Source organism: Tolypothrix sp. PCC 7601, assembly GCF_025677855.1.
Classification (GTDB): domain Bacteria; phylum Cyanobacteriota; class Cyanobacteriia; order Cyanobacteriales; family Nostocaceae; genus Aulosira; species Aulosira diplosiphon.
Genome location: NZ_CP064879.1, coordinates 1,806,849 through 1,818,236 on the forward strand (window position 1 = coordinate 1,806,849; position 11,388 = coordinate 1,818,236).

General features: G+C 41.3%; 8 protein-coding genes. 3 read left to right on the forward strand and 5 right to left on the reverse strand.

Annotation, left to right across the window (positions count from 1 at the left end):
• Positions 1 to 257 precede the first annotated feature (257 nt).
• Positions 258 to 1,208 carry an acetyl-CoA carboxylase, carboxyltransferase subunit beta gene (gene accD / locus HG267_RS07490; RefSeq protein WP_045868630.1) on the forward strand — a complete coding sequence of 317 codons (951 nt, stop codon included), beginning with the start codon at positions 258 to 260 and terminating at the stop codon, positions 1,206 to 1,208.
• Here the strand turns inward: accD and HG267_RS07495 are convergent.
• Entirely contained in the window at positions 1,192 to 1,392 is a 201-nt protein-coding gene (locus HG267_RS07495) for a hypothetical protein (protein ID WP_045868631.1), read from the reverse strand. The two genes, accD and HG267_RS07495, sit on opposite strands and share 17 nt — an antisense overlap.
• Positions 1,392 to 2,801 (reverse strand): MFS transporter, encoded by a 1,410-nt coding sequence (locus HG267_RS07500; protein ID WP_045868632.1) that lies wholly within the window; start codon positions 2,799 to 2,801, stop codon positions 1,392 to 1,394. Before HG267_RS07500 ends, HG267_RS07495 begins: the two co-directional genes overlap by 1 nt.
• Before the next feature lie 336 nt (positions 2,802 to 3,137).
• Here HG267_RS07500 and HG267_RS07505 point away from each other — a divergent pair, with 336 nt between their 5' ends.
• Positions 3,138 to 4,385, forward strand: coding sequence for an ABC transporter substrate-binding protein (locus HG267_RS07505; RefSeq protein ID WP_045868633.1), 1,248 nt, complete (start codon positions 3,138 to 3,140; stop codon positions 4,383 to 4,385).
• 12 nt (positions 4,386 to 4,397) lie between these two features.
• On the opposite strand, the gene HG267_RS07510 is transcribed toward HG267_RS07505, so the two are convergent.
• The 3 genes from HG267_RS07510 to HG267_RS07520 form a co-directional block, all read right to left on the reverse strand.
• Positions 4,398 to 4,802: a type II toxin-antitoxin system VapC family toxin gene (locus HG267_RS07510; protein ID WP_228045671.1), complete on the reverse strand. Its 405-nt coding sequence runs from the start codon at positions 4,800 to 4,802 to the stop codon at positions 4,398 to 4,400.
• On the reverse strand, positions 4,787 to 5,017 hold the full coding sequence (locus HG267_RS07515) for a type II toxin-antitoxin system Phd/YefM family antitoxin (RefSeq protein ID WP_045868634.1): 231 nt from the start codon (positions 5,015 to 5,017) through the stop codon (positions 4,787 to 4,789). Before HG267_RS07515 ends, HG267_RS07510 begins: the two co-directional genes overlap by 16 nt.
• A 149-nt stretch (positions 5,018 to 5,166) precedes the next feature.
• A complete protein-coding gene (locus tag HG267_RS07520; RefSeq protein ID WP_045868635.1) occupies positions 5,167 to 5,748 on the reverse strand; it encodes a Uma2 family endonuclease in 582 nt (193 codons plus the stop codon).
• 481 nt (positions 5,749 to 6,229) lie between these two features.
• Here HG267_RS07520 and HG267_RS07525 point away from each other — a divergent pair, with 481 nt between their 5' ends.
• Positions 6,230 to 10,525, forward strand: a complete 4,296-nt coding sequence (locus HG267_RS07525) for a malectin domain-containing carbohydrate-binding protein (protein WP_045868636.1) — start codon at positions 6,230 to 6,232, stop codon at positions 10,523 to 10,525.
• The last annotated feature ends 863 nt before the right edge of the window (positions 10,526 to 11,388 follow it).

The following is an 11,388-nucleotide window of genomic DNA, read 5'->3' on the forward strand; positions in this document are numbered from 1 at the left end:
ATAAGCATTTTCGTTAAGCTGGCAACCAAAGATGCTAAATAAGGTCTGAATTGCTTACAAGCGTAATTTGACGATGTAGTCAATAGTCAAGAGCCAAACGGGATGAACAACTGTTCCCTTCCCCTAGCGGAGCCACCCAATCCTCCGCATCCCTTCTCTAGTCCCAAATCATAACTTTGAAATGAGGACTTTTACCCTGTAATCCCCATCGCTTCTTGGCCCGTTTTCGACCTCATTACCCACTTGATAAGATAAAAATGGCAAACAACGAAGAATCACGCGGTTTAAAGTCTCTATTGGATTGGTTTGCGAATCGACGGAAATCCGGAACCACCAGCCTGGAACGTCAAGAACGCGAAATCGCTGATGGATTATGGCATAAATGCGCTAAGTGTGGTGTATTGGCATATACAAAAGACCTGAGAGCAAATCAAATGGTTTGTGCTGAGTGTGGTCATCATCATCGCGTGGATAGCGATGAACGCATTCGCCAATTGATTGACCAAAATACCTGGAGACCGATGGACGAGCATTTGCGTCCCACCGATCCTCTAGGATTTCGCGATCGCAAACCCTATAGCGATCGTCTGCGGGAAATGCAGGACAAAATTGGTTTAATCGATGCAGTCAAAACAGGTTTAGGCGAAATTAACGGTTTACCTGTGGCGTTGGGAGTCATGGACTTCCGCTTCATGGGTGGTAGTATGGGTTCTGTTGTCGGCGAAAAACTCACCCGCTTAATTGAGCAAGCCACTCAACGCCGCTATCCTGTAGTAATTGTCTGCACTTCTGGTGGTGCCAGAATGCAAGAAGGAATGCTCTCTTTGATGCAGATGGCGAAAATCTCCGCAGCGCTACAACGCCATCGCGATGCCAAACTTTTATATATTCCCGTTTTAACTCATCCCACTACTGGGGGTGTAACAGCAAGTTTCGCCATGTTGGGCGATATTATTCTCGCAGAACCAAAAGCCACAATTGGGTTTGCTGGTCGGCGAGTGATTGAGCAAACCATCAGAGAAAAACTCCCCGAAGATTTCCAAAGCGCTGAAGATTTGCTCAAGCATGGCTTTATTGATGAAATCGTTCCCCGGACTCAGTTAAAGAATACTCTATCTCAGTTGATTGGCTTACATCAGCCCGTACCCACCACCCCGCACATGGTTTTGTGGGAAACCATGAGTTTGAGTTCTAGCGCGGCTGAATAGGGGAAAAGGGGAAGGGGACAAGGGGGAAAGGGGGAAAGGGGAAAAGAAATACCTCCTCATCTTCCTCATCTCCCTCATCTCCCTCATCTCCCCCATCTCCCTCATCTCCCCCACCTCCCTCATCTCCCCCACCTCCCTCATCTCCCCCACCTCCCTCATCTCCCCCACCTCCCTCATCTCCCATCAATGGGGTTCTTTGACAAACATCAGGGGTAAAATCGCTAGGAGGCGACAGGCGCTAGAGAGAGCGAATAAGCCTAGTAAGCCTCCTTGTTCAGCGAATTGGGCGATGAAACCACCAATTGTTGCACCTAAAGCACCACTCACACCAGCAACGGCAGATGCGATCGCAAAATAGATAGACTGGTTTTTTAGTGGTACTATCCCCAGTTGCATATTGTTATTGCATAGATCAATTGCTGCACATGTACCACCTGTAAAAATATGTAATAGCGGTAACCATAGCCAAATATTCCAACTATTAGCACTGACACCCATCCACAACACAGGTGTGAGTGCAACAAAAATTCCAATTACAATCAAAATCCGGCGATTACCGATTTTATCTGCCAATTTACCCCACAGGATAATCAAAAGCATATTCGCTCCGGCTTGCAGGCTACCGTAGAGCGTCACGCAACTTACATCTAAATGCAGCCGATCTAGCATATAGAAGTTGAAAAAAGGTGCGCTGATATTCACAGCCAGCATCCAGAAGCCGAAATACAGCAGAAACCTTAAAAAGTTAGTGTTACTCCAAATGCTAGCAACCTCGTTGTTTGGGGTTGGATGTAGCGGAGAAATTTCCTCTATGTTTGTAGTAGATTCACTTACTTGCTGGTACTTTACAAGGCTAGTGTTTTGCACAGCAGGATTCATATCTATTTGAAAGTACTGACATCCCAAACTGATAATCCCGAACAAAATACCTACAAACAGAATTACCCCGTAACCTTGTAAAGTTCCACCATACCAATGAGATACAGCTAACCCCGCCAACGGTACGCAGAACAAATTAGTCAAGCTAGCCGCACTATTGCGAATACCAAAATACCTACCTCGTAACCGCCGAGGTACAATCATTGCTAGCCAACTCAGCCATGATGCGCTTCCTAGTCCGCCTAAAAGACTGCTGAACAAGACAACTAACAGTGTTAATCCTACTAACTGGGAAGCAGTCAGACCTAACCAGCCGGAGCTAATAATACCAATGCCGAGAATTAGCCACAGTAACCGAGCAATTCCATGAGTTCTTAAAGAATAGTAGAAACGGCTGCTGCTGCGTTCTGACAGGTACGCACCCAACGGCTGAACTAAGTTCACCAGCATGGGAATCGATGACAGCATTCCAAAAACTACCGGACTAGCACCCAATTCCAACAGGAAATTGCTAAGTAAAATACCACCTGTAGCCACACCAAAAACTGTGGCAAAAACAGCATCCAGGGTTGAAGCCTTCAAACTGGTGCGAATCGCATCTTTATAAAGCTGCGAATTGCTTTTGGTGGTAGAAGTTAGTGTTAATTGCGGCGTGGTAATCTGGCCAGTTTCCAGAGTTACAGGCGCAGCTGTTTCAATCGGAACAGAAGTCATAACTTAAAGTTTTACGGAGAGATCCCCTAGATGAGTTTTGTGCCGATAATTTCTCGTCATTCTACCTTGCATTTCTCAATAAAAATTCAGATTTAGAAATATTAGGCATCAATTAGAGACGATATAAGTAGAAATAGAGAGATTAGCAACTCAAGGCTGAAATATGAAGTATGAATTCAATTCAATAATCAACTTAAGCCATTCATAATAGGATACAGATTAGGCAATTTTTATCAACTGCTAAATCTGAGAGATAATTACCAATTTATTGTTTGTTTCATCCTTTATCCTTGATCATTCTCCTGCGGAGACGCTACGCGAACATCCTTTTTAGTGATGAGAAATAGTTGGTTCAAGTTTTTTGGATTGGTAATTGCGATCGCGATCGCAATTATTAGTTGCCACAGTCTAACACTACCCAAAGCATCTACAGCAGTTACGGTCAAACTTAGTGGTTGGGGAGGTAATCCTGTAGAACAAAAACTTCTACAGCAAGTACTAAAAGACTTTGAAGCACAGCACCCCAAGATTAAAGTTAAGTATGAGGTCATTTCAGACCAATACATGGACGTTATCAAAACCCGCTTGGTAGGAGAAGCTGCACCTGATGTTTTCTATCTGGATGCGCTAGAGGCTCCTTTTTTTATGAGTCAAAACGTCCTCGAACCTTTAAATGCTTATATCACTCCGGAATTTGATTTAGCAGACTTTGAACCTAACCTACTTAATAGCTTCAAGTACCAAAACCAAATTTACGGTTTTCCCAAAGATTATTCCACTTTATCGCTGTTTTACAACAAAAAAGCTTTTGCTGAGGCTGGTTTGAGTAATTCACCAACTACATGGGAGGAATTACGCAGCTATTCTGAGAAACTAACAGGAAAACTCAACAAATATGGCTTTGGGGAAATTCCGGAATTAGCGCGTCAAGCTTATAAAATCAAAGCCTTTGGTGGACAAATTATTAATCAAAATGATTATGCCACCTTTGCTAGTGAACCAGGCTTGCAAGGATTGCAGTTAGTTATAGATCAGTATCAAAAAGACCGTTCCTCTGCTCAAAAATCTGATGTGGGAACAAACTCTGGTAGTGAAATGTTTGGTCAGAGTAAGGTAGCAATGGTCATTGAAGGTAATTGGGCAATTCCTTATTTGCAAGAAACCTTTCCTCAATTAGAATTTGCTACCGCAGAGATACCTACAATTAATGGTAAAAATAACACTATGGTGTTTACAGTTGCCTATGTAATGAATAAACAAGCCAAACATAAAGCAGAAGCTTGGGAATTAATTGCTTATCTCACAGGTAAACAAGGAATGCAAAAGTGGACAGGAACAGGGTTTGCACTCCCTACGCGGAAATCTGTAGCTGAGAAATTAGGCTATGACCAAGACCCCTTGCGATCGCCTTTTGTTAGTGGCGTATCCTACGCTACACCTTGGCAAGCTGGCAAATATCCAGCAGCTATTGTCAATAATTTTGATAACCAATTTATTAGCGCTTTATTAGGTCAGCAGCCATTAAAGCAGGCAATGGTAAGAGCGCAAACAGCAGCGAATCAGCAAATTCAGGCGATGGAGTAAGCTCTAACCAATCTACCAAATTACCTCAGGGTAGAAATCAGCTATTTCTTGATCGGCTGTAATGATTACTGCTTGATGACTTTTAGCTAGTGCTACAACGACCCGATCAACTGGATCGCGGTGCTTCCAATCTAACCGAACACTTTCTAGCCAAATATTTTCATCAATGGGTACAATCTCAACGACACTAGATTTTTTCAGTGTTGCGACATAGTCGTTGAGATTGACTCCTAAATCGAGTTTTCTATTTTTGATTTTGATTGAGATTTCCCAGATTGCAATAGAAGGGACAAGACCATTTTGCTCCCGTTCCATGCGATCGCACATTTGGCTGGCTCGTTGAGAAAGCTTCTGTGGATCTAAACTCCACCAAATGAGAGCGCAGGTATCGAGGACTATTTTCACAATTCTGTCCATTCCTCACTGGTTGGTGTGGTTAAATCTTCAAAATACTTGACTTTCCCGCGCATCTCCTTAAATAGCTCCTCTGTTGAAAGTGTCTGTGGATATTTGGAAATTTTGACCACAGGCTTACCGCGATCGGTAACTACAATTTCTTCCCCTTCTGACTCTACAAGTCGCAGGAACTCCAGTAGTTGAGCTTTGAGTTTACTTTTAGAAATCGATTTCATAAATGACTATAGTCATGACTATAGTCATAGTCTCACAAAAAACTTAGACGCACTATCCCTCTTTTAGTTCTTCTTGCAAGAGCGATCGCTGATCCCAATTTTAGATTTTAGATTTGGGATTTGGGATTTGGGATTGAAAATCTTTAAAATCAGGCTAATTCAGGGTTTTCAAAGACTACATCTTCGTAAAGGTCAGCCATTGTACCTTCAAATTTAATACTCTGTAGTTGAAATGATTTATCTGCGTCTGTGTAAGATTGTAGAACCCATAAACCTTGCTCATTACGGCGAAAACACTCAACTCGCTGACGTTTGGTGTTAATTAAAACATACTCTTGCAGACTTTCTAAAGTTTGGTAATCAGCGAATTTATCTCCTCGGTCAAAGGCTTCGGTAGAGTTAGATAAAACTTCGACAATTAAACAGGGAAATTTTTTATAAGCAGGAGTTTCGCGATCGCGTTCGTCGCAAGTCACCATCACATCAGGATAGTAATATCGATTCAGAGATTCGATGCGTGCTTTCATATCAGCAATGTAAACACGACAGCCTGAACCGCGTACATGATTACGAACAAGCGCAAACAGGTTTCCCGCAATCGTAACATGGGAGTCCAGCGCTCCAGCCATTGCGTAAATGTAGCCGTCGATGTATTCATGCTTGATGTCGCTGTTTTCCTCCATTTGCAGGTATTGTTCAGGGGTGAGGTAGATTTCAGGTGAAGCAACCATAGTTAAGACCTCAGAATTTAGCAATGCAATTTCTTGATTTTATTTCTATATAGAACTGATATTTGATTTTGGCAAAGCTTAGGTATACTTTTCCTCCTTCTTCACCCTTAGAGAAGGGTGAATTGTTCCTTGGCTAATAGTAGCTTGAGCCAAAAAACAGCGATCGCTCTCAATGTTGGTTGCAAATAGTCATTTTTTTTAATTTATACTATTTATCTTAGTATTATTACTGTGATTGCATTAATCTGCTCAACCAGAGATATTCATCATAAAATCAACATAATTTCATCATAAATTCATAATTAAATCATCAAAAACTTATCTAAAAATAGATAAGTTTCATAAAGATATACTTTCGATGAAGTTAGTAATTATTATTTTTAAGATTTCAAGAATGATCAACGAATCTTAACCTGAAATATACGTATAAAGCTTATATTTTACGCAAAGCAATTTAGGAATTATTTGTAGATAAAAAATTATGGCTGCCATCAGGATTAATGTAGGGGGACAAGCGTATACAGATAGCTTGGGTAATCAGTGGCTTGCAGATCAATATTCTTCAGGCGGTAACATCTATACGACAACAGCTGCGATCGCCAGTACAGTTGAAGACCCTCTTTATCAAAACGAACGGTGGCTGAATGACTTTTCCTATGCAATTCCCGTAGATAATGGAGAATACACAGTTAAGCTGAAGTTTGCGGAACTGTTCTTTAATGCTGCTGGTCAACGCGTCTTTGATGTAAAAGCAGAAAGTAATTCAGTAATTACTAACTTGGATATTTTCAAAGAAGCTGGTGCTAACACAGCTTTAGACAAGTCTTTCACAGTTAAAGTTACTGATGGCACATTAAATTTAAATTTCCTCTCCAGTGTCAACAATGCCAAAGTTGACGCGATTGAAATCATTCCCGTTACGACAACTCCAACTGCACAGGTAATTGTGCAACAGAGTGGCGGAAATACTGCAGTAACTGAAGGTGGTGCTACTGATAGTTACTCATTAGTTCTTAGTAGCCAACCCACCGCCAATGTCACGATTAACCTGGGGACAACTGGTAATCAAATTACCCTAGATAAAACTAGTCTGACTTTCACTCCGAGTAACTGGAATACAGCACAAACAGTTACCGTTGAAGCCGTTGATGATATTGCTGTGGAAGGAAATCACACAGCCAATATTACCCACACCGTCAGCAGTACAGATAGCAAATATAATAATCTTCCTGTGGGTAATGTTGTAGTCAATATTACCGATAACGATACTGCTCCCACCCCACAGGTAATTGTGCAACAAAGTGGCGGAAATACTGCGGTAACTGAAGGTGGCGCTACTGATAGTTACTCATTAGTCCTCAGCAGTCAACCTAGCGCCAATGTCACGATTAATCTCGGGACAACTGGTAATCAAATCACTCTCGATAAAACTAGCCTGACTTTCACTCCAAGTAACTGGAATACAGCACAAACAGTTACTGTGAAAGCCGTTGATGATATTGCTGTGGAAGGAACTCACACAGCTAATATTACCCACACCGTCAGCAGTACAGATAGTAAATACAATAATTTTGCTGTAGGTAATGTTGTAGTCAATATTACCGATAATGATACTGCTCCCACAGGTAAAGCCATACGTATTAATGCAGGTGGCGCAGCTTTTACAGATGGACAAGGTAATCAATGGCTTGCAGATCAATATTCTTCAGGTGGTAACACCTATGCGACAACAGCTGCGATCGCCAGTACAGTTGAAGACCCTCTTTATCAAAACGAACGGTGGCTGAATGACTTTTCCTATGCAATTCCAGTAGCTAACGGAGACTATACAGTTAAGCTGAAGTTTGCGGAACTGTTCTTTAATGCTGCTGGTCAACGCGTCTTTGATGTGAAAGCAGAAAATAATTCAGTAATTACTAACTTGGATATTTTCAAAGAAGCTGGTGCTAATACAGCTTTAGACAAGTCTTTCACAGTCAAAGTGTCGGATGGCACATTAAATTTAAATTTCCTCTCCAGTGTCAACAATGCCAAAGTTGACGCGATTGAAATCATTCCCGTTACGACAACTCCAACTGCACAGGTAATTGTGCAACAGAGTGATGGAAATACTGCGGTGACTGAAAGTGGCGCTACTGATATTTATTCATTAGTCCTCAGTAGCCAACCCACCGCCAATGTCACGATTAATCTTGGGACAACTGGTAATCAAATCACTCTCGATAAAACTAGCCTGACTTTCACTCCAAGTAACTGGAATACAGCACAAACAGTGACTGTGACAGCTGTTGATGATACTGCTGTGGAAGGAACTCACACAGCTGATATTACCCACACTGTTAGCAGCACAGATAGCAAATACAATAATTTTGCTGTGGGTAATGTTACAGTCACTATTACCGATAATGATAGTAATCCCACTCCTACGCCTGGAGCGATTCGGATTGATGTAGGCGCAACTAAAAGTTTTACTGATACTCAGGGTCAAGTATGGCAGGCTGACCAGTATTTTGTTGGAACTAGTAATGTCTATACTGTCACAGCACCTATCGGCAAAACAGAAGAAGATATCTTATATCAAACAGACCGTTATGCGAAAAATTTAGCTTACGAAATTCCTGTAGCAAACGGTAACTATACAGTCAATCTTCACTTCTCAGAAAATTACTGGACTGATTTCGATCAACGGGTATTTGATATCTCTTTAGAAGGTCAGAAAGCTTTCTCCAATGTAGACATTTTTAAACAATCTAAAAATGCCTTCTTCCCTGGAAATAACTCTGCTTTAGTATTATCTGTTCCTACCCAAAATGTCAGTGATGGCAAACTCAACCTCAATTTAGATGCTAGCGTTAACAATGGCACAATCTCGGCAATTGAAATCATTCCCCTAACAGGTTCCCAAGTTATTTTGCAACAAACGGGGGGTAGTACTGCAGTTGCGGAAGGTGGTGCTGATGATAATTACTCATTAGTTTTAAATAGCAAACCTACCGCCAATGTCACAATTAACTTGGCAACAGACAAAGCTAACCAAATCACCCTCAACAAGAGTAGTTTCACATTTACTCCTGATAACTGGAATATTGCACAAAATGTTACTGTCAATGCCGTTGACGATAAGTTAGTAGAAGGTAATCACACAGTCAACATTAGTCATACCGTTACTAGTTCCGATAGCACATATAACAATCTCAGCATTCCCAAGGTTACTGTTAGTATCGCAGATAACGAAACAGTTGCCATCAGCTTTACGCAAAAAGTAGTAGCGACAATCAATGAGTCCACACCTGCTGGCCCTACTACAGCCACTTGGGGCCCAGATGGCAGACTGTACGTAGGCGATTACGATGGCACGATCAGAGCATACACTTTCGATCAGAATTACAACGTTACCAATACCCAAGAGATTACTACTCTTAAGGGCTTATATAACAGTGACATTTTAGGTATCGCCTTTAACCCTTATGATACCTCTGATGCACCTAGTATCTACGTAGCTCATAGTAAGCTCTATGCTAATCGTGGCGGAGCTTTTCCTCAGACAGAACTTTCGCCTTACAGCGGTCAAGTCTCTATTCTGCAAGGAACTAATTTTTCCCAGTTGATACCTTTAGTTACAGGTCTACCAACTTCTAACCATGACCACGGCATTAATGGTTTAACTTTTGATAATAAAGGCGATTTATACATCAATGTTGGTGGTAACACTAATGCCGGGGTTACCAATGATAATATAGGCGGTATTCCAGAATCTCCTTTCTCTGCTGCTATTCTCAAGGCAGAAATTTCCAAAACCAACTTTAATGGTAAGGTTCAGTATTCTTTACCATCGAATTTCCAACCGCCAGCCGGATTGACTTTTGATCCAGCCATTAGTCAGGTGTTTGGAGATAAAGCCACTGTGAAACCGGGTGTTGACGTGTCGGTTTACGCTAGTGGGCTGCGGAATCCTTACGATGCAGTGTTTACCACCAAAGGATTACTTTATGCCACAGACAACGGTCATAACCCAGGCTTTGGAGATATTTCTACTTCAGCTACAACTCAGAAACCTGCAACTGGCGCTCCCGATGAACTAAACCTGATTGAACAGGGTAATTATTATGGTAGCCCTAACCGCAATCGCGGCATTTCAGATCCTCGCCAGAATGTTTATTACGATCCATCGCAAGCCAGTATTCCAGGAGTATATACTGCTCCCATCGCTACCAATACGGCTTCAACTAATGGTATAGATGAATATCGAGCTACAGCATTCAATAATCAATTACGGGGGAATTTAATTACCCAGCGCTGGAATGCGGAAGTTTCTACTTACCAACTATCAGCAGATGGTAAGACGGTACAAAAAATCGATACCATCAATAATGTTGGCGGTGGGTTAGATATCTTAACAGGCCCAGGTGGTGCGCTTGTGGGCATAAACTATAGTGATAAAAAAATCACAGTTGCGACTCCTAATGATGCTGCGGCAATAGGTGTTACCGCTTACGATATCTTTCCTTGGCGCGCACCTGCTAATAATGATGCGGGTAAAAATACATTTGTGATTGGTGGTAAAAACTTTGGTACTTTGGCGAATACTCAAGTAATTATTGGTGGTAAGACGGCAACGATTACAGAAGTTAACAGCGAAAGAATTAAGGGTATATTACCATCATTTACTAATACCAATCCCATTGACTTGCTAGATGTGACTGTTAGCAGTAATGGTCAATTTTCAACGATTGCAGATGCATATTTACCACTATATGGCTCTGCTACATTCGTGTAATGAACTTAGAGGTTGTTTAAAAAACGATTGGCTGTCTCTGTACACTTTAGGACTTACACAAAAGTTAGGTAATTACGTCATTACGAGCGCAGCGACGTAATCGCCTGAGATTCTGGGATTGCTTCCCTACACTTCGTTCCGGTCGCAATGACAAATTTTGCTTGCGTAAGTCCTGAACGAACTTATTGATCCCCCATAACCCAATACAGTTCAATTAAGCTCTTTAGCGAGTGATTTTTCACTTATTAAAGAAGCTAGCTCAATTGGGGGATTCTCCCCCAAACCCCCGATTGGGTGACGGTTGCGTCCCCCAAACCCCCTCCAAAATTATGGTTCTGTTTTTTGTTGAGTAATTAGTTTTGGTTCTTACGTACCTGTTATGCCAAATTATTAGTTAAACCTCAAAGCTTGGCTGAAAAATATAGCTTAAGAACTCAAACACTTGCCCAATGCCTAAAATGTTATTAAATAATGCCCATTATTATTGTTTGGCAAGGGTTGCGTGATAATTGTGAACGTGATTTAGCATAGTATGAAGAGCCTTAGTTTTTTGGTTTTGTGCTCAATTAATTTTCTTAACTGAACTGTATTTTCCCCTGCTATTTGCGCTTGTCAGGTCAATAGGGGGATTTATTTTAGCATTTTAGTGAAAGGTTAGAAAACTGCAATAAAAATCATATCAATGTCGGCTAATTACTTACGATATGGTTGGTCTTGTTGGTAATTGTTAAACTGTATTTTTATTTCCCATTACCCATTACCCATTACCCATTACCCATTACCCATTACCCATTACCCATTACCGACTTTCACAGATAATGATAAGTCCCCAAATGGATATGATATCAGACATACTATATGGA